Below are 20,914 nucleotides of genomic sequence, written 5' to 3' on the forward strand. Positions count from 1 at the left end.
ATGTGGAAATATTTTTTAAAACGGTTTTTGTTGATTTTTCCAACCTTACTGGGAATCACATTTTTGGTTTTTTTAATCTCACATTTTGCTCCTGGTGGACCTCTCAATAGCGAAATTGCAAAATTAAAAGGTGCAGGCAATTTGGCAGGAGCTTCTACCAAACAAATTTCCCAAGAAGAAATTGATTTAATCAAAAAAAGACTCCATTTAGACAAACCAGCACCGGTTGCCTATTTGTATTGGTTAAAACAAATTGTGCAATTTGATTTAGGAGAATCAAGACTCCATTCCCGCAAAGTTTCAGAACTCATTGTGGAAAAACTTCCTGTTTCCCTCTTCTTTGGTTTATCAGGATTCTTTTTGACTTATCTGATTTGTATTCCTTTGGGAATTCAAAAAGCGTTAAAAGAAGGAAGTCGCTTTGATTTCATCACCAGTTTCATCATCTTTTTTACGTATTCTCTTCCCGTATTCGCCTTTGCGATGTTACTCTTGTATGTATTTGCGTCTGGGGAAGTATTTTCCTTTTTTCCTTTGGGACATGAAGTATCTGATTTTTACGAAGATTTAAGTGTTTGGGGAAAAATCAAAGATCGATTGGCTCATATGTTTTTGCCTGTGATCTGTTATGTGGTCGGAAGTTTTGCTGTTCTCACCTTGTTAATGAAAAATAGTTTGCTCGACCAAATTGCAAAGGAATATGTAAGAACTGCAATCTCCAAGGGACTTAGTTTTTCGGATTCTATTTTTAAACATGCATTTCGAAATTCACTCATTCCCATAGCCACAGGATTTGGTAGTAACCTAACTTTAATTTTCTCCGGTTCTCTCTTTATTGAATTGGTATTTAACATTGATGGAATGGGACTGCTCAGTTTTGAGGCCGTTCGAGAAAGAGATACTGACCTTATGATGGGTTTACTCTTGGCACAAAGTTTTTTAGGACTCATTGGAAAAATAGTCTCTGATTTTTGTTATATCCTAATTGATCCGAGGATTGATTTCGAATGAAGTTTATATCAAACCCGGCAAACCTTCGTAAGTGGGAAAAATTCAAAAAGAATAAACGTGCGTATTATTCTTTGATGATTTTGTTTTATACTTATATTCTTTCTTTGTTTTCGCCGATTCTCATCAATAACAAACCATTGTTTGTTTTGTATGAGGGTTCTGTTTCCTTTCCGATCTTTCAGTTTTATCCAGAAACAAAGTTTGGTGGAGTCAATCTAACAGAAGCAAATTATAAAAAACTAAATCGAGAAGATCGATTTCAAAATTCTTCCAACTATATGGTGTTTCCTCCAATTCCCTTTGGAGTGAACGAAGACAATTTGGAAAGTTTAGAAGAGGGGACCAATCCTCCCTCCAAACCATCTCTTCGGCATTGGATGGGAACAGACGATAGGGGACGAGATGTATTCACAAGAATTATCTATGGTTATCGGCTTGCGATGACCTTTAGTTTGATCCTCATCGTTGTGGAGATTTTACTCGCTTCCTTTATTGGTGGGATCCAAGGGTATTTTGTAGGAAGATTGGATTTGTTTTTGCAAAGGATCATTGAGATTCTATCAGCCATCCCGTTTCTCTATTTGATTTTGATTATGGGTTCTTTTTTTGGAAGAGGATTTATGGTTCTGATCGTGACCTATGGTTCTCTCAGTTGGATTGGACTCAGTTATTATATGCGGGGAGAGTTTTTGAAACTTCGTAATCAACAGTTTGTTGATGCAGCCAAAACATTAGGTGCTTCTTCCTATTCCATCATCATGAGGCATTTGTTACCCAATTCACTTACACCCCTTGTGACCTTTTTACCTTTCATCTTAATATCGGCGATTTCAGTTTTATCTGCTTTGGACTTTTTGGGTTACGGAATCCCAGCACCAAATCCTTCCTGGGGAGAACTCATCGGCCAAGGGAGAGAAAGACTTACTGCATGGTGGCTTATTACTTTTCCATCTGTTGCTCTCTTTTTAACTATTTTATTTTCTGCATTTGTTGGTGAAGGATTACGAGATGCGTTTGATCCAAAAGACAAGGTGGTTTACGAATGACATCCAATCCAAAAGCCATCACAGTTAACAATTTATCCATCGAAATCAAAACGGATGATGGAATTTTACCTATCGTCAGTGGAATTAGTTTTGATTTAGAAAAGGGAGAAACATTGGCATTGGTAGGGGAATCTGGTTGTGGAAAATCCATCACCAGTTTGGCTTTAACCAAATTATTACCGGCGAATACAACTTTATACCCTACTGGTTCGATTACGTTTCAAGGAAATGATTTATTAAAAGCAAATAGTGAGCATCTACGATCTGTTCGTGGAAGGGAAATCACGTATGTTTTTCAAGAACCTTTTTCTGCATTGAATCCATTACATAAAATTGGCAATCAATTGGTGGAAAGTTTTTTACATCATGGTCTGGGTTCACGAGAAGAAGCAGAAAATAAAGCAATTTATTTGTTGGAACGAGTGGGGATCACAGACGCCAAACATCGATTAGAACAATATCCGAATCAATTTTCTGGTGGAATGTTACAAAGAGTTTGTATCGCCATGGCACTTATGTGTGATCCAAAAATCCTAATTGCTGATGAACCAACGAGTGCCATTGATGTAACCATCCAACTTCAGTTAATTGAATTATTAAAAGAATTAAAAAAAGAACATGGAATGTCTGTTTTGTTTATTTCACATGATATCGGTCTTGTGAGTCATATTGCCGATCGAATCGCTGTGATGTATGCAGGTAAAATTGTAGAACAAGGAAATGTTGATTTAGTCATTGATGCTCCAAAACATCCTTATACGAAGGCATTAATTTCAGCTTACCCGAATCATGAAAATATTGGGAAAAAATTAATTACGATCGATGGAATTGTTCCTTCTCCCAAATCCTATCCCTCCGGATGTCGATTCCATACTCGTTGTAAGGAAAAATTGGAAATCTGCCACACTAAGGTTCCCAAACCAACAAAGGTTACAGAGTCACAAATTGTAGAATGTTTTTTGTATGGAGGAAACGAAAGTGCTTAAAGTAGAAAACTTAGTTGTTTCTTATAAACAAACACAATCTTTATCCTTTTCTACAAAACGTTTGGTGGCAGTGGATGGAGTCAGTTTTTCCATACCCAAAGGAAAAATTTTAGGTCTAGTGGGGGAATCAGGTTGTGGGAAATCCACGATTGGTCGAGCCATCTTATCTTTGTTACCGTATGATAAAGGGAATATTTCGTTTGAAGACCAAGAGCTCAGAAACATTTCGAAGGAAAATCAAAAACTTCTAAAATCAAAAATCCAAGTTGTTTTCCAAGATCCTTATTCTTCGTTAAACTCTCGTTTTACGATTGAAGAAATTGTCACCGAGGGATTACAAATTCATTTTTCAAATCTAAGTTCAGCGGAAAAAAAAGAAAAAGCAATCGAAGCATTGTCAGAAGTCAATTTACCAGAGGATATTTTGCATAGATACCCTCATGAATTCAGCGGTGGACAAAGGCAAAGGATCGCGATTGCTCGTGCCCTCATTTTGGAACCGAGTTTAGTCGTTTGCGATGAAGCCGTATCTGCTTTGGATATTTCCACCCAAGCCCAAGTGATTAACAATTTGTTATTCCTAAGAGAAAAGTACGGATTGTCCTACTTATTCATTTCACATGATCTCAATATCGTAAAACATGTGTCAGACAGAATCGCAGTGATGTATTTAGGTCAAATTGTAGAAGAAGGAAGTCGGGATGAGATTAGCCAAAAACCACGCCATCCTTATACAAAAGCATTGTTTTCTGCTAGTTTTGATTTGAAGGATCGAAACAAAACTTCAAAACCATTGGTTGGGGAAATCCCAAGTATTCTTAACCAACCAAAAGGATGTAAATTTCATACAAGATGTCCAATCGCAAAAGAGATTTGCAAAACGGATGAACCAAAGGAAACTTATCCTTTGGATGCACATAAGGTGAAATGCCATTTTCCTTTGCAGTGAATTTTTGTGAAATTATCTCTACGTGATACAATCAAAGGTGTAATTGGGAAAATCCTATTAACCGGAATCTTTGTCGTTTCAATGACAATGTTTTTTGTTTTGTATCCTTTGTTAGCTGATCCAGATTACTACAAAAATCTAATCCTAGAAACTGCTTATAATCTAACAGAACTCAATGTAAATTATAAAACTTCGGAACCTGTTTTTTTTCCTTTTCCGGGAATTGAGTTAACCGATGTTACCGTATCCAAATCAAATGATGAATTGATTCATGTGCAAAAACTTCGGATTGAAGTGTATTATGGAGTATTTGTTGGAAATCCATTAGAAATTCGAAAAATCTATCTGAATACTGGTACTGTAGAAATTACACGTGAAAAAGATGAGTCCTTTCCTCTCTTTGAACGAATCGCTACCAAAAGTAATTCAAACTCCAACACAAATGCAAACAAAGAAAACAAAACGGTAACGCAATCTACAATTACCAAGTCTCAGAACGTTACCGGGTCAGAAGAAACCAACATAGACAAACCAATTGAACTTTATTTTGCTAAAACATTTGCGAATTTCGTAAATCAAATCGAAATCAAAAATATTACGATTTTATTTGAAGATAAGTTGTATTCCAGAAATATCAATTTATATCTTTGGGGTGCCACCTTTCACTTAGATAGGGATCTACGAAATATTGATGTTTACGTGTATGGAAAATTAAACAACGAACCCATTACACTCAGTATCGATCTCCTCTTTTTAGAAGATAAGATGACCTATGAATCCTTGCGATTGGAAGGTGAATTTACGTTTCAAAATCTAAAGGGAATCGATTTACATGATATCGTAATTATATTTACCAGAGGTGATTTGCGATTTGCAAAAACATCGGGCACCATTCCATTTTACAAACGTGATGCGGCAAAAATCTATGCAGTAGTAGATCGAATGCACATTCAAGACTTGGCGTTAAAGGATGGTAAAACTTTTGCCGACGGCCATGTTTCTACCTTAATGCATTATGATATCAGTGAAGACAAACTTTCTTTTGCCAATATCATTGTGGAGTGGAAAGGTAAGTCAAAATTATATGGTTCTGGTTTTGTCAATTTTCTAAAACCACCTTTGTCACCGACAGTTTCTTTTGAAGGAACGTCAGACTACCTCGATGTTCCAAGTATCATTAAGGTCATTAAAATTTGGATAGATCCTGATTTTGAAAAATCGATTCTCACTCGTGATATTCCAAGCACGGGATACGCGAATCGAATGAATGTCTATCTTAACTTCCATCTACGAAATTTATCAGTAGTTGATTTCAAAGCCGATTCTTTAAAGTTAAATGTACATTATGCAAAACGAAAATTAACGATCAATCGTTATGAGCTAAAAGCATATAATGGAATTGCAGTAGGAACTGGGACCTATAGTTGGACGAGTCCAGTTGGTTTGACACTCAAAGGAGAAATCCAACATGCTGCGATTGCTCCCTTATTATCCGATATATTCAAAATTTCACCTATCACTGGTAATCTGGACTCTGAATTTGTCCTTGTTTCTCCTTCTGATACGGAAGATGGACTCCTAAACAATTTACAAATTACTGGTAATATCAATGCCAAAAATGGTGAGTTACTCAGTTATACAAACATTCTAAAACCAATTAGTTCTATTGGAAGTATCATCAACTTAAAAAAAATCGACTTTAGCCGAGCCACTCCTTATAACGAACTAAAATTTGATTTTTTCTATGCAAAAGAAAACATCGATGTGAAGAATTTTGCCTTAAAGGCTGATGGGATTGCAGGTTCTGGAGGTGGGAAAATTGGTTTTAACAAAGCAATTGATATGAAGTTTACCATTGCTTTTCCTGGAGTAGCGGGCAAAGCATTAAAACTCCCCATTATCTATCGCGGTACTTATGGCGTCTCCACACCGTTTATCGATCCTATTTGGTTAGGTTCCGTTTATGCGGGAACAATCTTCTTGGCAAGTCCAGCGGGAGCAGCTGTGGGAGGGATTGCTGGTTCTGCAATGTCTGAGTATGTAAACAAAGCAGTCGACAATGTGACAACAGGTGTGCAGAAAAGTTGGAGTGGGATTAAGTCATTGTTTGGTGGAAAGGAAGAAGAAGAGAAAAAAGAAGAAAAAACCAAGGAATGATTTCATTGGTTTTTTCCACATTTTTGGTATGTAATGATATTTTTGTTACATGATGTGTTGGATCACTTGGCAAACACCAGAGTCATCATATTTAAACTCTACCTTCGGATTATCGGATCTCAATTCAGAAGGTGAAAACTCGATTTGGAAGTACCTTGTACTACCATCGTAGAAACAAATGAGTTCACTTGGTTCCACTGTTTCTTCGTAGTCTGAATAACAGCTTTTTTCGATACCAGTAATGTACAATTCACCTTTCGGTTGTCTCCATTTTGTTGTAGTAATACATGTGCTATCATCAACTGAGAATGATGTTTCCAAAGTTCCAGAATAATCAGTAGAACGAGTCACTGAAGGATTAAAGCGGAACAAATCTAACATAATCCAATATCGTTTGGAAGCAGACAAAGTATAAACCATCTTTCCCAGTTTATCATCAAAGCCACCTTCGCCAAATTTTAATGCGATTAACATTTTTGCTTTTTCGTAGCTATTGTTTTTGATGATGTCTTTGTAATCACTTGGGATTGCTTTTACATATTCTTTGAATCCTTCTCCCGCTATCAATAAGTTAGGTGTTGTTTCCAAAGGCGACAAAATAAAATCTTGTTTGTCTGTTTTTACTTTAAATCCCATGGAGGAACCGGATTCTTCTGCTGAGATGGAAACAATCGAGTAAGTTTCTTCTTTTGTACCATTTCCCATTGCATCTAAAATTTGGATTTTGATTCGAAAATTAGCCCCGGCTTCCGATAAGATCTCAAATCGACCAACCGTTTTCGTTGGATCTAAATTAGGATCAATTTTTTTGAGTTTGGTAATCGCTAATGATCCTGAATCTGAATTTACAAGATATTGGCTTTCGAATCCAGAAACTGAATAAACTCCTTCTTTTGATAAGGTTTCGAATACTTTTTCAGAAAGATAAGGATAATTTTTTAGTTTGTTGAACTGTCCAACTAACCCTTTGAAGGTGGAAGATCGTAGTGGAAAACCTGCAATGAAAGAATTTACCAATTCATTTCGGAGTTCCGTTAATCTTTGATCAAAATCATTATTCGTTTTAATGGAAGAAATGGCTCCAGCTTCATCTACTTCATTTAGAATTGGATACTTTTTCTTCAGTGAAGTCACATATTGGTCTTCTCTGGAAGGATTTTCTACTAATTTGATCACTTGGTACAGTTCTTCGATTTTTAGAAGTTGGTCATCAGGTGACGAAACCAATGTTTCTAATAAAAATTGAAAAATCGTGAAGTAATTAAACGTGATTGAACTTTTAACAGATTTTGGATCCAGAATCCATTTTTTGACATCATTACTTTCGTCGTATTCCTCATCAGAGACAATGATTTTCTTTTTCTGATTCGCAACATTGTAAGATGACGATTTTAGAAAGTCACTTCCCGCTACATCAAATTCTCGGATATAACCAAATTCTGTTTTACACTTTTGTTTAATGGAAGTGGGACATTTGATTTGGTATGTTTTGTATACCATATCTTTTTTTTCAAAGGCGATAGAGGCTACAACTTGAACGGCATCTAGATCACCGATGGTTCCGATTTTTTCAGCTAATGGTTCTTCTGTTTGTAATACTTCGATTGTGTCTTTTGGATCTACAAAAAATATTTTTTTAGGAACTGTGAAATTCTCTACTTTTTTTTTGCTGCAGTTCATGAGAACTACAGCAGACAAAAGGATAAGAATCCCAATGATTTTTTTTGAATGATTCATCATCAATACTCTCTTAGTAACTATCCACTACATGGATGTATTCACCGAATAAAAATCCTTTTTTACCGTCACTTGTTTTGACTTGGTACCAAAAGTCTTCCATCTCTTCACCTTTGCTATTGGTGATGATATACTTTCTAGGTTCTCTAGATACAATTTCAACAACCGCATTTCCTGGAAGACCTGTGATCACTTCGGATCGTTCATTCGCTTTTGATCTCAAATTCAAACGGTCTGAAACATTGATGATTGCATATTGTTTTGCCGCTTTTAACTTTTTTAAGTTTGCACTTAAGTCTGCCAAGTTAGGGTGATTTGGATTCGTTTTTTTGAATCGAATCAAGGTAGGAATCACTTGTGCAGGTTTGAAATTGGAAATCGCATCAAATGCTTCTTTGCTGATTTCTGTATCAGGACTTGGTAATAGTCCTTCGATTGCTGCTAATGATTCGTCAGTTTTGAATTTTCCGGCACTGTATAAACAAGCCATAACAAAATCTTTATCTGGATTTGTGCAGAATGGTTTTACATACTTCCACTCATCCCAAGCGTTTATGTTTCCAAGACCTCGGATGGCTGCTAGTTGTGTAGGTTTATCTTTCCATTCAATCGCATTACGGAAGATAGGTGCATTTCCGCTTCTTCCAACTTTTGATAATCCTTGAACACTAGAAAAACGAATTTTTTCGCTTTTGTCTTTGATTCCTTTTTCAAAATAAGATTGTGATTTTGCATTCCCAATTCTTGCTAAAGCATCGATCGCAGATTCTCTAACGTAAACATCATCATTCTCATAAGCCTTATGTAATTCGTTGATCCCTGCTTTGAGATCTCCTAAGGAAGTGGCAGCTTGGGCGCGAATTTTGCTTGATTCCCCTTTCTCTAGCTGTTCAGTCACTGGTTTTACATACTTTGATTCACCAGATTTCCCCATTTCCGATAGGATGGATATTTTTTCAGCGTCATCTGCGGCAGTTTTTAAGGCATCTTTTAGATCACCCGCATACAAATGGAAACTCAAAGCGAAAATTAAAAATGTGAAACCTTTCTTCACGTAACACTCCAGTCGATGGCAATTGCCAGAATTCACCAAGTGTTGTGGAATTTTCTATCCTTGTCAAGAATACATTCGATGGAAAAAACATGACTGCGTATTTAGAAATGAGAGAGACCTGGTGTTTTATGCTGCCATTCAGTTGGAACCAAGTGATCCTTTGTGTCTGGAAACTTCTGCTTTGATGACTCTTGGTCATTATCATGTTGATCCTTCTGGATCTAACCATCCATCTTAAGTAAGATGGCTTAGAATTGAAATGTCCCCTTGTTTTGCGTAATCAATTTCATTTATAACCCTAATGGTGTAACAGAAAATCAAAGGAGTTCACATACGATTTTGTTTTAAACCAAAATACTAATATCATTGTACTCTTTGTATGATTCCTATTGATCGCAAATGATTAAAATGTTTTGATCTCTTTATATTTTCATTTTGTTAATAAAAAATTTCCTTGTATTGATTTTTTTTGATTCCAAACTGAGTAACATGGTGAGAGAAACTAAAAATTTCCAATACAAAGAATCTTTTACATCAAATAAAAAAAAGCACATATTGAATCTTCTGCAACAGTGTTATTCTCACTTGCTTATTATTTCCATCGTAAATATATTTCTTTGCAAACCGCTGTCACTGAATAATCCCGCTGATCCAAACTCCAAAAGTTACTTTGAAAATGCTGTTGTACTATGTGCTTTAGGAGTCTATGATGCCTGTAAATCCTGTAAACCTGCTCCAGGGCCATGGGATAGTTTTGTAGGCACTGCTACGAGTGGCACAACCTTAGGATTTGGGATCAAAGTAGATCGGAACTATAATAGTTATTCAATTGGACAATCCCAATTCAATTTTCCTGGGGGTGGCGTTGGTTTTACCGGGACACCAGGATCAGATATCAATTTTTTTATTACCAAAAAGAATGCAACAGGTGGGATGGAGTGGTTCAATTATATTGGCAAAAGATCTGACGCTCGATTTGACGTTTTACTCAGAGAGGATGATGGAGTATACTTTTTTCTTGCAACTGATACAAGTTTACCTCTCACATTACATCCATTTGCTGGCACTGTGGGAACTACCGGCAACGCGGTCGTAGGAAAACTCAATTTTAATGGAGAGTTTCTTTGGACAACCTATATTAATGATTCAGTATTAGGATCCAATACAAGGCTTGGTTCTGTTATTGATAGCTTAGATGGATCTGGTCTTTATCTCTTTGGATACACCACTACCAGTTTAACCAATAATGGAACTTTGCTTGGTACCTATTCTGGAGAGGATTGGTTCATCCGAAAACTTTCTTATGAGGGAACCACTCTTTGGACAAAAGTTATGAATGTGCCAGGAGATGTAACTTACTATAACCCAATTAAAATCACAGAAATACCCAATGGTAGTGGATTTTATCTCTCTACCTCAGTTAGTACTAGTGCGGCAGATTTGAGTGTCTTATATCCGAACGGAAAAAATGTAAAACCTGCAAATTCGACTAAGGTAGTTGTGAAATTAGACCAAAACTTTGACTACCAATGGTATCGGTATGTCGGATCTGGTGCCAATACAACTGATTTGTTGTTCATATCTGACCTCGCTTATTCAGACTCTTCCTTTACTTTAGGGAGTACTTACGGTGATGCCGTGTTTTCACAAGGCCTCAACCACCCCAATCCATTGACCGGTGATGCAACCCAATTTTTTTTGTTAGATGGTTCTGGAAACGAAAACTATTCCAGTTTTATTTATAAAATCACTGAGTATCTCACACATGGAACCGCGAGATTACTCGATCAAAGTACAGATCGTTTCATCCTATCGGGAAGTAGGAGTGCTAGTGGAGTCTTATCAGGTTATATCTCTGAAGTGAATCGATCCGATTTTTTAGAAATCTCTCGGTATTATACAAAAGGAAATACGATTACTTCCTTTCAGAGGCATTGTGATGGTTCTTATACAGCGATTGGCTTTTCATCCGTTGACATAGAAAATGCGATCATTCCCAAAGGAAGTACAACTTTCAATTCTTTTGTAACTCGATTCAAACCGTGACCGATGGAAACAACCCCCTTTCACACTTCTTCGTTTCGAATCGGGATTCCTTCTTTTTTTAGAATCTTTAAAGCATTGGTAGATGTGGAGACACCTGGTCGAATTTTGTAATCAAATTCCATCCTTCCATTGACTTCTAGTTCAGTGAAGTGGAATTGTTTTGCCCAAGGAATTTCACTCAATTTTAAATCATGTGTTGTCACAAACACAATGGCACCTTTCTCGCGTAATGCGAACAAAAGTTCCCTTGTGGCAATATAGCGTTCTTTCGAATTAGTTCCCTTTAAAATCTCATCTAAAAACAGAATGGGGATATGTGATTCCGAATTTGCTGAATTTAAGATGTCAGCAAGCCTTCTAACTTCTGAATAAAAAAAGGAAACTCCATCTTCCAGAGAATCTTGGGAACGAATCAAGGTATGGATTTGAAATGGCATAAACTCAAAACTTGTACCACAAACTTTGGAACCTGCTCTCGCCAGTAATAATGAAACGGCCACCGAACGCAGGTAAGTTGTTTTACCGCTCATATTAGAACCTGTAATGACAACTAGGTCACCTGGGTGAATTTCTGTGAGGGGATTGAAAACGGATTTCTCTTTTGGGAGAAGAGGGTGTGTGATTTGGGATGCCTTCAGTGTATTCGTTTCAGTTAGATTCGGAAAGTTATATTCCCGATGCAAAAAAGAATCATTCACAAAAGGTGAGACGGAATCCAATTTGACGATTTCTGTCCATTTTTGATTCCAAACCTCTCCATAATGATGGATCCATTGGGAAAATTTTCGAATCTTCCATAAATCCCAAAAAAAGAGTACATTCAATATGATATGAGGAAGGGGTGAAATTAATATTTCATAGGAATCACCAAGACTTGTGATTTGTTTCAGTTGTTTTTTTGTAGTACGTTTCTCTTTCGAAACATACAAAATTAATTTTGAAAACTCGGAAGCCGTGGATGAAAGTTTTGCAATTTCTTTCCAAGTGCGAAGAGATTCCTTTCGATAACTTAAAAAAATCATCCCATTACAAAAGAGAAGCAGTGGAAGGAGAGGTAAGTCAAAGAGTAGGGATATGATTCCATACAAAGGAGTGAATACACTCAAAATGGGAAATAGATAAACCAAAATCCTACGAAAGTTTCCCTTCCAAAAGGAGATAGGATTTACAAATACATTTCCTTCCGATTTGATTTGTGGTTCCCGTATCTTCAAATGAAAGAATTTGAGTAGGAGATAGGCCTTGTATTTCTTTTCAGAGATTCCTTTGATAAAGGATTGCCGCTCTAAGATCTCTTTGTTTCCTGCAACATCGTTTTTTAGAAATACATTCAAAAACTCTTGGAAACCTTGTTTCGTGACCGTTGTATCTAGGTAAGAAAAAAAACCATATTTATTACATAAATCTAAGTCAATGGAAAGAGGGTGATTCCGGATGGATTCTGGATATTCCCAAGGTTCTCTCACTCGAAGGTTTTTATGATTCCCTGTGATACGAAACAATTCTTGTCTTGTAAAATCGATATTTCCTTCTAGGTTTTCCATTCTCGATTTCAATTTTTGATACAAGCGAACTAAAAAGAAAAAAGGAACAAGAAGGATCAAAATTCCAAGAGTATACACATACGAAAGTTGTAAGAGGTAAAAGAGAAAGGTTAAGGAGATACAGGTCAGAAAATTGACCAAACGAAGAATCGATAGAGTTCTTAGTTTTTGTTTGAGTTTAGGTAGGAGAGAAGTAAACCTAGATTCTCTTTTGCGAAAGAAACCAAAACTCGGATTAGTGGAAAAGTGGTCGTTCGTAATTTTCTTCTTCCCTACGAGAAATCTCTGTATCGAGGACACGGATGAGACTTCCTAAGTCATTTAATCTCCATTTGTCGATGAGACGTCCTTTCTCGCGACCAGAAAACTTATTGAGATACAGAGTGCCAAATAGGTCTTCTCCATACTCATAAGCAACAAAGCGCCCGCTTCGTCTTCCTGTAGAATTTTCTAATCGAATCGTCATGAACGAATACCAAAAATCAGAGAAAAAAAAATAGTACAAGCAAAATTTTTTACTTCAGGATATTCATATTTCGGCGATACATATATTGGGGGGAGGCTACCTACCACGGATGGTGGGAACCTTCAAAATAGAGAAACCCCGGAAACCGGAAAGCACGGAGGCTTGTATGGATTTCTATCCTGATATGAATTTGGAGTTTAAGAGCTCCTTCGTTAAAACCAACCAGTTTTTTGCCAACACTGAAGACGAATCCCTTCTCCCACAAAAAGGACTTGCGGCTCGTAACCTTCTGAACCTCGCCCAATTGACCAAACTACACGAAATTCGCAAACGCCATTTGAAAAAAGGACACCAACGCGAAGGGTTCCACTGGGACTAATTGCCTAAATTTCTCTTGACCATCTGAAAGTGGGGTCTATCATAAAGACCGCTTTTAGATGGAGAGATATGGCAAATAACCTAGCAGAAGTTTATAAGGAATCCGCAGAAAAATTTGGTCCAAGACCAGCGTTTTGGTATAAAAATGCACAAAAGGATTACCAAGCCTTAACCTATAAACAACTTTATGAAGATGGTATCGCACTTGCAGAAGCCCTAATTGATTTGGGTGTAAAAGCAAGAGAACATGTCGGTGTTTTAGCTGACAACCGAGTGGAATGGATCATTGCCGATTGTGCCGTGTTAACTGCTGGTGCGGCGAATGTTCCTCGTGGTTCTGACATCACGGATTCGGAAATCGTTTATATTTTAAATCACTCGGAAGCCAAAATTGTTTTTTTAGAAAACGATAAGGTTTACGAAAAATTCAAAAACAACAAATCCCAAGTGAAGTCGGTAAAAACCGTCATCATTATGGACAAAGACACCAAACTCAAGTCAGGTGCAGGAATCCTTCATTTTTATGACCTTTTAGAAAAAGGAAGAGAACTGCGCGCAAAAGGGAAACGAGAAGCAGAGAAACGAATGGCTGGAATCAAACCAGATGATTTGTATACTCTGATTTACACTTCTGGAACCACAGGGATGCCAAAAGGTGTGATGCTCATGCATTCCAACATGATCCACCAGATGCATTATGTAGTTCCTCGTGTTGCAAAAGTGACACCCGACGATCGTATGTTGTCCATCCTACCTGTATGGCATATCTTTGAACGAGTGGTAGAATACTTCGCCATCATTAACGGTGGTTCGACTTATTATACAAAAGTGACAGAACTTCGCAATGACATCCAAAAAGCAAGACCAACGTTTATGGCATCTGCTCCAAGGGTTTGGGAAAGTATCTATAACGGGATTTACACTCGTATCAATGACCCGAAACAAACTCCTCCTGTCAGACGATTTTTATTTAAGGTAGCTTACTTTTTCTCAAAACACTACCATGCAGCAATTCGATTTCTCAAAGGTTGGGAAGTGGATTACGAAGGAAGAAACATCCTACAATCTTTGTTTCTTTCCATTGTTTCGATCGTGAAATTGTTGTTAACTGGACCGTTTACAGTGACCATCCTTTCGTTACTTGGATCTCATTTCTTAGTTCCAGAAGGAAGTGCTCTCAAAACTCCACTTTACGTTTTGGCTGGCCTTGGAGTGCTTTTTAACTCTTTGACACTGGATCGAATTGTGCTTTCTAAAATCAGACAAGCGACAGGTGGCCATTTGCGTGCTACTCTCTCTGGTGGTGGTGCTCTTCAGAAACACGTAGATGCTTTCTTTATGGATATCGGAATTACAGTTCTCGAAGGGTATGGAATGACAGAAACAGGACCAGTCATTTCGGCTCGTACATTTGATCGTCCGATTATGGGATCTGTGGGTGATATCGTTCCTCTTAGCCAAGTGCAAATTCGCGATGATGCTGGAAATGTCCTTTGCCATATTGATGATAAAAAAAATATCATCTTTGGTAAGTTAGGTGTCAAAGGTGTGGTTCATTTAAAAGGGCCTCAAGTGATGAAGGGGTACTACAAAAACCCAGAAACTACTAAAAAAACCATCGTGGACAATTGGATGAACACGGGTGACATTGGAATGATCAATTTCAAAAAAACCCTGACTCTTACAGGTCGTGCGAAGGATACAATTGTATTACTTGGTGGTGAAAACGTAGAACCAGTACCAATCGAAAACAAAATCGATGAGTCACCTTACATCAAACAATCGATGGTTGTGGGACAAGATCAAAAGGTTTTAGGTGCTGTCATCGTACCTGATTTCGATGCACTCATCCCTTGGGCAGAAGAAAACGGAATCACTGAAAAGAGTCCAGAGAAACTGATCACTCATCCTAAGATTGTCGAATTCTACAAAAAAGAAGTTCGTAATTTTAACAGTGTTAAAACTGGATTTAAAAACTTTGAACAAGTGCAGTATGTGACTCTTATCACAAAACCATTTGAAGTTGGGGATGAACTCACAAACCTAATGAAGATGAAACGTCATGTGATCACAGAAAAATACAAAGACAGAATTTTGGAGCTCTACAAAAACAGTTAATATGACTCCTTTTGCAGAGATCTTTCATGGAGACCGCATCTTGGAAATCAAGATGCAGTCCAATGAAAAGAACACATTTGATTTTGAAGCTTTTGTTTTATTCCAACAAATTCTAAACAAACACGCAAACAATCCAAACTTGCGTGTTTTACTTTTCACCTCCGCACAAACTCAGTTTTTTTCCAATGGGATTGAACCCACTCTCATGTATGGAAAAGGAGAAGCTGATGTTAGGCGTTCCGTGGAAAAATTGTTACGGACTGCTCAGACCTATTTCCATTTTCCTGTTCCTACCATTGCCGTGATCAATGGCCATTGTATGGCTGCTGGTGCTGTGTTTGCTTTGTTTTCGGATTATCGATATATGGTGGACAAAGGAGGAAGGATTGGTTTTTCAGAAGCAATTGTAGGTCTAAATTTTCCTTCGATTCCAACCATCGTATTGCAAGACTTAGTTGGAGTAAAGGCCACTCGAGATTTATTATTCACAGGGAAACAAATCAAAGGTCCAGAAGCAAAGGAAATTGGGCTTGTGGATGAATTGTTTAGTGCAGAAGATTTATTACCTGAAGCAATGAAGTTTGCTGAATCCTTATCCAAACTCACCTACAATTCCAGTCGTGGAATGAAAACTGCCTTACGAGAACCTTACCGCGCACAGATGGAATCCTTATTCCAAATGGATGCAGATCTCTTTACCAAGGTGATTTTATCTCCTGATGGGCAGGAAGGATTTTTGTCTCTCATTGAAAAACGAAGGCCAAAGTTTAGTACTTAAAATATCTAGTCGTTGTTTTGTGGCACTGTTTCGATCAAATGTGCCACAAAACTAACCTTTCCAATCCAATACTTACCAACTGTATCCTTTGCCTAAAATATTGATCGATTTGATATTTTTTTTCGAATGATCGAAAAGGCTCGCCTTGACGAGTATAGGAATCCGTCCAATTTATACGAAAGAGGAAATCCATGGCAGAAAATCATTATTACAACGCAAAAGACTTAGGAAAATTTGGAGAGATTGGACGCACAAATCCCGCTTTAGCAGATAAATTTTTTGGATACTACAATGCAGTGATGGCAGAAGGAGCACTTTCGGAAAGGGAAAAGGCTCTCATTGCGCTTGCAGTGGCTCATGCACTCAAATGCCCATACTGTATCGATGCCTATACAACCACTTCACTCCAAAAAGGTGCTGATGAAGCCCAAATGAATGAAGCAGTGCATGTGGCGGCAGCAATGGCAGCAGGCATTAACTTAGTGCATAGTGTGCAAATGCAAAACAAAATTGACGAACTTTCTTTTTGATTTATGGAACTAACTGAACAATATTCCACCTTACAAAGTTTTAGTGGAAATCCATTTTTAAAAACCGTTGGAAAACCAATCCAAGCGCGTTCTTTAAAGGTATTTCAAATCAATGTAGGAAAGTGGTGTAACCAAGCTTGCCGGCATTGCCATGTGGATGCTTCTCCGATTCGCACGGAGATGATGGACAAAGAAACTGCAAAACTTTGTATCAACCTCATTTCGAAAATCCCTGAGATTGAAACAGTGGATATCACAGGTGGCGCTCCCGAAGGGAATCCACATTTTAAATATCTGGTAACAGAAGCAAAACGTCTTGGCAAACGAGTGATAGATCGATGTAATCTTACCATCTTAGAAGAACCCGGTTATGAATGGTTGTATGAGTTTCTAAAGGAAAACGAGGTTGAGATTATTTCATCCTTACCTTCTGTTTTGGAAAATGTGACGGACAACCAAAGAGGGAAGGGTGTGTATCAAAAATCTATTACCGCCTTAAAGAAGTTAAACGCACTTGGTTACGGCACAAACCTCCCGATTCATTTGGTATACAATCCTAATGGACTTTTTTTAAGTTCGGGTCAGGCTCAATTAGAAAAAGAATACAAAGAGAATCTGTTTAAAAAATACGGAATTATATTTAACCAATTGTTTTGTATCAATAACCTTCCCATCAATCGCTTTTTAGGTTCCCTAACACGAAGTGGTAAGTTTGAAATGTACATGGAAACTTTGGTGAATGCATACAACCCAGCAACTGTAGATGGACTGATGTGTCTCGATCAAATTTCTGTGGGATATGATGGGTCTGTGTATGATTGTGATTTCAATCAAATGTTGGATTTAAAATCAAAAGAAGTGAAACACATCAAAGATTTCGATTTGCACTCCTTTCTTGGTCGCGAAATCGTTGTAGCAAACCATTGTTATGGATGTACAGCTGGCGCGGGTTCTAGTTGTGGTGGAGAAATTGTATAAATGTCAATCCAAAATGAAAAAGACCTACAGGGAATTTTAAAAGCTGGCAAATTTGTCGCAAAAGTTCGTGAATTATTAAAACTATTAGCAAAACCAGGTGTTTCCACATTGGAACTTGACATGGCCGCCAAACAAGAGTTTGAGAAGGCAGGTGCTTTTTCTGCTCCCAAATTTGATTACAAATTCCCTGGTTACACTTGTATTAGTACCAATTTTGAAATCGCTCATGGCATCCCCAAAAAGGAAACCATTTTGAAAGACGGGGATTTGGTGAACATAGATGTTTCTGCAAAACTTGATGGGTATTATGCTGATACAGGTATATCTTTTGTTGTTGGAAATTCAAATCATCATTTGTCAAAACTTTGTGAGACTGCCATTGAAGGAACCATGCGTGCCACGAAACAGGCGTTTACTGGAAATTACCTTCGTCATATTGGAAGAGAAATTCATTCTGCCGCAAAAGAAAATGGTTTTACGGTGATCAAAAACCTAGCTGGTCATGGAACGGGAAAAAAACTCCACGAAGAACCACAAGTATTGGTGTACGAAGACAAACGTGACCATAGAAAATTAAACCAAGGCCTTGTGCTTGCGATTGAATCTTTTATCTCCACAGGTAGCCAAACAGCTTACGAAGAATCGGATGGTTGGACTCTTGTTGCTGGCAACAGACAAGGAAATTTAAGTTATGTAGCACAATGTGAACATACAGTGATTGTGCAAAATGGAAAGCCCATCATCACTACATTGTAAATTGTTAGATGCATTCTCTGGAAATCATTGAATCAGGTGTTTCACCTAGAGATGCAAAAGGAATTCTCATTCTTTGGCCAAGTACTGGTGGGAATGCAAGGTCCTATCGGATCCGTGATTCGGAACTGACAGAATACGGTTTACGGTTGGTTCGATTTAATCCCCCTTCCCATGGAAATTCGGAAGGAAACTACGATCCGAAAACCGCCATTTCTTTGTTAGATGATTATCTAAACAAACAAAATTATTTAGATAAACCATTGTATGGAATTGGCCATAGTGGAGGAGGGGCGGCACTTTTATTGTATGCCAAACAAGTTCCCTTTCAAAAATTATTTTTATTATCACCCATCTTAGATAGTGTTTTAAGTTTAGAATACTTGTATGCTTCCGATTCGATTGAAGAGTTCAGTCGTTTATTACTTTTACCAGGGACCTCTGATGACAAAAGTCCCAACCAAGAGATTTTAGAAACTCTCGCCACACCAACATGGTTGACAACAGGTGAGATCAATCACCTGGCTTTTCCTGTTCAAAATGCGAGGATTCATGTGAGTTCTCTCACTCAGTTTTTACGAAATTTATTTTTACCAGGATTTCGTGTGGAGAACACCGATTTGAAACAACAAACCGATGTGACGATTTTCCTTCCCTCAGAGGACAAATGGTTTCCAAAAGAATATACAACTCAATTTGCCCATGACCACCAAATCCGCCTCGTAGAAATTCCAGAAGCACCAGACCATTTTTTCTCGTTAGCATGGCTACGAGTATGGGCTAAGATTCAGTCCATCGGATGGGGCTAAAAAAGAAATTCTTTTGTCATAAAAAACTCAGAAATGGGTTTACAAATGAACAAGAGTCATTTAGAATTCTCGCCTGTATCAATTCGGAATCACAATGCGAAAGGATACGAAGGAGAAAATGTGGAACCCATTTATTTGGCATTGATTTTATTCACGCTTTGGACACTCGGACTCGGTGTCACTCTCACCAGTTACAGAAGTGTACAAGTGTTACTCGGTAAAAAGAAATCCAATGAATTTCCAGCAGGCATCCAACATGGAAGTGACTTCAACTGGCGACTGAATCGCGCTCACCTCAATAGTTTAGAAAATCTACCTCTCTTTCTTGCGGTTGTATTTTTGACTGTGAGTTTAGGAAAGTTAGATGAATTTGTAAACCAAGCTGGATTTGTGATCTTAGGAGCAAGGGTATTACAGTCCCTCACTCATTTGATAGCCACAAATGTCATTGCCGTTAACATTCGTTTTACTTTTTATATGACACAAATTGTAACTTATATCATCTTACTCGTTCGTTTGGTTTAAACCCCTTCGCGTTTGAGGTCACGGCTCATCAGAGCTTTGACCACCTCTTTCGGATCTTTATCTTCGTATAACATGCGATACACTTCTTGGGTGATGGCCATCTCGACTCCCAGTTTATCAGCCAGGTTTTTGGTAGAGAGTGTGGTTTTAACTCCTTCTGCCACTTCATTCATAGAAGCCAAAATTTCTTTGAGTTTTTCCCCTTTCCCCAACCTGTATCCTACGGTTCGGTTTCTGGATGCTTCCCCACAACAAGTGAGAACCAAGTCACCCATTCCGGAAGGACCAAGAAAGGTCATGGGGTCAGCACCCATTTTGATCCCCATTCGAGTGATTTCATTTAACCCACGTGTGATGAGGGCAGCTCTTGTGTTTTGTCCAAACCCAAGTCCGTCGGCGACACCTGCGGCGATGGCGATCACGTTTTTTAAGGCACCACCAACCTCCACTCCTACAACGTCGGGAGTCCAATAGGTACGGAAGTAAGTAAAACTAAAGATCTCTTGCACTCGTTTGGCGGTGGCTTCGTTTTTCGAAGCAATGGAGACAATGGTGGGAACCCGTTTCACCATTTCTTTCGCAAAACTTGGACCTGACAGATAGGAAAGTTGAGAATGGTATTGGCCAGGCAGTTCGGATTCAAAAATTTCAGAAACAAGACGTAAACTTTCATTTTCGATTCCTTTGGAAGCGGAAACAATTGGCACTTTGAGTGGGATATGGTCTTTGATTTCCTTTAGGATCCCAGAAAGGGCGTGGCTTGGAGGAGCAGAAACAATCATGTCCTTGTCCTTTACCACTTGAATCAGGTCAGTGTTTGCCTTGAGCAGATCCGGTAAGACCAAATCGGGCATATGTTTGGAATTCATATGGTTTTGATTGATGGAACGAGCCTGTTCCTCACTTCTTGTCCAAAGGGTGACATCGTAACCTTTGTCTGCCAAAATACTACCTAGTGCAGTGCCAAAACTTCCAGCACCAATGATTCCAATCTTCATGAGTTCTGTATTCTAAATCTGCTTTCCAAAAAGGCAATAGAAAATAAAATT

Annotated in this window: 20 protein-coding genes; 14 read left to right on the plus strand and 6 right to left on the minus strand. The window is 38.0% G+C overall.

Annotated features, from left to right (window positions below; genetic code table 11):
• Genes EHQ59_RS07425 through EHQ59_RS07445 form a run of 5 tightly spaced genes read left to right on the plus strand, consistent with a single transcriptional unit; the run spans position 1 to position 6,149 of the window.
• Positions 1 to 1,011, plus strand: a complete 1,011-nt coding sequence (locus EHQ59_RS07425; protein ID WP_135618837.1) for an ABC transporter permease subunit — start codon at positions 1 to 3, stop codon at positions 1,009 to 1,011.
• Positions 1,008 to 2,057 carry an ABC transporter permease gene (locus tag EHQ59_RS07430; protein WP_135618839.1) on the plus strand — a complete coding sequence of 350 codons (1,050 nt, stop codon included), beginning with the start codon at positions 1,008 to 1,010 and terminating at the stop codon, positions 2,055 to 2,057. The genes EHQ59_RS07425 and EHQ59_RS07430 overlap by 4 nt, the downstream gene beginning before the upstream one ends.
• Positions 2,054 to 3,043 (plus strand): ABC transporter ATP-binding protein, encoded by a 990-nt coding sequence (locus EHQ59_RS07435; RefSeq protein WP_135618842.1) that lies wholly within the window; start codon positions 2,054 to 2,056, stop codon positions 3,041 to 3,043. The genes EHQ59_RS07430 and EHQ59_RS07435 overlap by 4 nt, the downstream gene beginning before the upstream one ends.
• Complete coding sequence (locus EHQ59_RS07440; protein WP_135618844.1) at positions 3,036 to 3,992, plus strand: ABC transporter ATP-binding protein; 957 nt, start codon at positions 3,036 to 3,038, stop codon at positions 3,990 to 3,992. The genes EHQ59_RS07435 and EHQ59_RS07440 overlap by 8 nt, the downstream gene beginning before the upstream one ends.
• 6 nt (positions 3,993 to 3,998) lie before the next feature.
• Complete coding sequence (locus tag EHQ59_RS07445) at positions 3,999 to 6,149, plus strand: AsmA family protein (protein ID WP_135618845.1); 2,151 nt, start codon at positions 3,999 to 4,001, stop codon at positions 6,147 to 6,149.
• Between the two features lie 45 nt (positions 6,150 to 6,194).
• Here the strand turns inward: EHQ59_RS07445 and EHQ59_RS07450 are convergent, their stop codons facing one another.
• The 3 genes from EHQ59_RS07450 to EHQ59_RS17945 form a co-directional block, all read right to left on the minus strand.
• A complete protein-coding gene (locus EHQ59_RS07450) occupies positions 6,195 to 7,886 on the minus strand; it encodes a hypothetical protein (protein WP_135618847.1) in 1,692 nt (563 codons plus the stop codon).
• A 13-nt stretch (positions 7,887 to 7,899) separates the two neighbouring features.
• Positions 7,900 to 8,940, minus strand: coding sequence for a HEAT repeat domain-containing protein (locus EHQ59_RS07455; RefSeq protein WP_135618849.1), 1,041 nt, complete (start codon positions 8,938 to 8,940; stop codon positions 7,900 to 7,902).
• Between the two features lie 422 nt (positions 8,941 to 9,362).
• Entirely contained in the window at positions 9,363 to 9,494 is a 132-nt protein-coding gene (locus tag EHQ59_RS17945) for a hypothetical protein (RefSeq protein ID WP_279638178.1), read from the minus strand.
• 31 nt (positions 9,495 to 9,525) lie between these two features.
• Here EHQ59_RS17945 and EHQ59_RS07460 point away from each other — a divergent pair, with 31 nt between their 5' ends.
• Positions 9,526 to 10,986 carry a hypothetical protein gene (locus EHQ59_RS07460; RefSeq protein ID WP_135618851.1) on the plus strand — a complete coding sequence of 487 codons (1,461 nt, stop codon included), beginning with the start codon at positions 9,526 to 9,528 and terminating at the stop codon, positions 10,984 to 10,986.
• Between the two features lie 20 nt (positions 10,987 to 11,006).
• Here EHQ59_RS07460 and EHQ59_RS07465 read toward each other — a convergent pair whose 3' ends face one another.
• Together EHQ59_RS07465 and EHQ59_RS07470 are read right to left on the minus strand one after the other, a co-directional pair.
• A complete protein-coding gene (locus EHQ59_RS07465; protein WP_341867141.1) occupies positions 11,007 to 12,671 on the minus strand; it encodes a MutS-related protein in 1,665 nt (554 codons plus the stop codon).
• A gap of 94 nt (positions 12,672 to 12,765) precedes the next feature.
• Entirely contained in the window at positions 12,766 to 12,996 is a 231-nt protein-coding gene (locus tag EHQ59_RS07470) for a hypothetical protein (RefSeq protein ID WP_012476097.1), read from the minus strand.
• Between the two features lie 166 nt (positions 12,997 to 13,162).
• Between EHQ59_RS07470 and EHQ59_RS07475 the strand changes: the two genes are divergently transcribed.
• The 8 genes from EHQ59_RS07475 to EHQ59_RS07510 all read left to right on the plus strand — a co-directional run bounded on the left by EHQ59_RS07475 (position 13,163) and on the right by EHQ59_RS07510 (position 19,865).
• Complete coding sequence (locus EHQ59_RS07475) at positions 13,163 to 13,375, plus strand: hypothetical protein (protein ID WP_425270129.1); 213 nt, start codon at positions 13,163 to 13,165, stop codon at positions 13,373 to 13,375.
• 68 nt (positions 13,376 to 13,443) lie between these two features.
• The gene (locus EHQ59_RS07480) at positions 13,444 to 15,492 is read left to right on the plus strand and encodes an AMP-dependent synthetase/ligase (RefSeq protein WP_135618853.1); all 2,049 of its coding nucleotides are present in this window, start codon (positions 13,444 to 13,446) and stop codon (positions 15,490 to 15,492) included.
• 1 nt (position 15,493) lies between these two features.
• On the plus strand, positions 15,494 to 16,270 hold the full coding sequence (locus EHQ59_RS07485; protein ID WP_135618855.1) for an enoyl-CoA hydratase/isomerase family protein: 777 nt from the start codon (positions 15,494 to 15,496) through the stop codon (positions 16,268 to 16,270).
• A 191-nt stretch (positions 16,271 to 16,461) separates the two neighbouring features.
• Entirely contained in the window at positions 16,462 to 16,800 is a 339-nt protein-coding gene (locus tag EHQ59_RS07490) for an arsenosugar biosynthesis-associated peroxidase-like protein (protein ID WP_012387371.1), read from the plus strand.
• A 3-nt stretch (positions 16,801 to 16,803) separates the two neighbouring features.
• Positions 16,804 to 17,778: an arsenosugar biosynthesis radical SAM (seleno)protein ArsS gene (arsS, locus tag EHQ59_RS07495; RefSeq protein ID WP_135618857.1), complete on the plus strand. Its 975-nt coding sequence runs from the start codon at positions 16,804 to 16,806 to the stop codon at positions 17,776 to 17,778.
• Positions 17,779 to 18,534 (plus strand): type I methionyl aminopeptidase, encoded by a 756-nt coding sequence (gene map, locus EHQ59_RS07500; RefSeq protein ID WP_135618859.1) that lies wholly within the window; start codon positions 17,779 to 17,781, stop codon positions 18,532 to 18,534.
• Positions 18,535 to 18,542: 8 nt separating this feature from the next.
• On the plus strand, positions 18,543 to 19,340 hold the full coding sequence (locus EHQ59_RS07505) for an alpha/beta fold hydrolase (RefSeq protein ID WP_135618861.1): 798 nt from the start codon (positions 18,543 to 18,545) through the stop codon (positions 19,338 to 19,340).
• 120 nt (positions 19,341 to 19,460) lie between these two features.
• Positions 19,461 to 19,865, plus strand: coding sequence for an MAPEG family protein (locus EHQ59_RS07510; RefSeq protein ID WP_135618920.1), 405 nt, complete (start codon positions 19,461 to 19,463; stop codon positions 19,863 to 19,865).
• Here the strand turns inward: EHQ59_RS07510 and EHQ59_RS07515 are convergent.
• A complete protein-coding gene (locus EHQ59_RS07515; RefSeq protein ID WP_135618863.1) occupies positions 19,862 to 20,863 on the minus strand; it encodes an NAD(P)H-dependent glycerol-3-phosphate dehydrogenase in 1,002 nt (333 codons plus the stop codon). The two genes, EHQ59_RS07510 and EHQ59_RS07515, sit on opposite strands and share 4 nt — an antisense overlap.
• Between the last annotated feature and the right edge of the window lie 51 nt (positions 20,864 to 20,914).

It is taken from the genome of Leptospira kemamanensis (assembly GCF_004769665.1).
Taxonomy (GTDB): Bacteria; Spirochaetota; Leptospiria; order Leptospirales; family Leptospiraceae; genus Leptospira_A; species Leptospira_A kemamanensis.

What these genes read in the sequence shown, in the direction of transcription:
- EHQ59_RS07425 (WP_135618837.1), top strand. Translation starts at nt 1, where the DNA reads ATGTGGAAATATTTTTTAAAACGGTTTTTGTTGATTTTTCCAACCTTA.
- EHQ59_RS07430 (WP_135618839.1), top strand. Translation starts at nt 1,008, where the DNA reads ATGAAGTTTATATCAAACCCGGCAAACCTTCGTAAGTGGGAAAAATTC.
- EHQ59_RS07435 (WP_135618842.1), top strand. Translation starts at nt 2,054, where the DNA reads ATGACATCCAATCCAAAAGCCATCACAGTTAACAATTTATCCATCGAA.
- EHQ59_RS07450 (WP_135618847.1), bottom strand. Translation starts at nt 7,886, where the DNA reads ATGAATCATTCAAAAAAAATCATTGGGATTCTTATCCTTTTGTCTGCT.
- EHQ59_RS17945 (WP_279638178.1), bottom strand. Translation starts at nt 9,494, where the DNA reads ATGTGCTTTTTTTTATTTGATGTAAAAGATTCTTTGTATTGGAAATTT.
- EHQ59_RS07470 (WP_012476097.1), bottom strand. Translation starts at nt 12,996, where the DNA reads ATGACGATTCGATTAGAAAATTCTACAGGAAGACGAAGCGGGCGCTTT.
- EHQ59_RS07475 (WP_425270129.1), top strand. Translation starts at nt 13,163, where the DNA reads ATGGATTTCTATCCTGATATGAATTTGGAGTTTAAGAGCTCCTTCGTT.
- EHQ59_RS07480 (WP_135618853.1), top strand. Translation starts at nt 13,444, where the DNA reads ATGGCAAATAACCTAGCAGAAGTTTATAAGGAATCCGCAGAAAAATTT.
- EHQ59_RS07485 (WP_135618855.1), top strand. Translation starts at nt 15,494, where the DNA reads ATGACTCCTTTTGCAGAGATCTTTCATGGAGACCGCATCTTGGAAATC.
- EHQ59_RS07490 (WP_012387371.1), top strand. Translation starts at nt 16,462, where the DNA reads ATGGCAGAAAATCATTATTACAACGCAAAAGACTTAGGAAAATTTGGA.
- arsS (WP_135618857.1), top strand. Translation starts at nt 16,804, where the DNA reads ATGGAACTAACTGAACAATATTCCACCTTACAAAGTTTTAGTGGAAAT.
- map (WP_135618859.1), top strand. Translation starts at nt 17,779, where the DNA reads ATGTCAATCCAAAATGAAAAAGACCTACAGGGAATTTTAAAAGCTGGC.
- EHQ59_RS07505 (WP_135618861.1), top strand. Translation starts at nt 18,543, where the DNA reads ATGCATTCTCTGGAAATCATTGAATCAGGTGTTTCACCTAGAGATGCA.
- EHQ59_RS07515 (WP_135618863.1), bottom strand. Translation starts at nt 20,863, where the DNA reads ATGAAGATTGGAATCATTGGTGCTGGAAGTTTTGGCACTGCACTAGGT.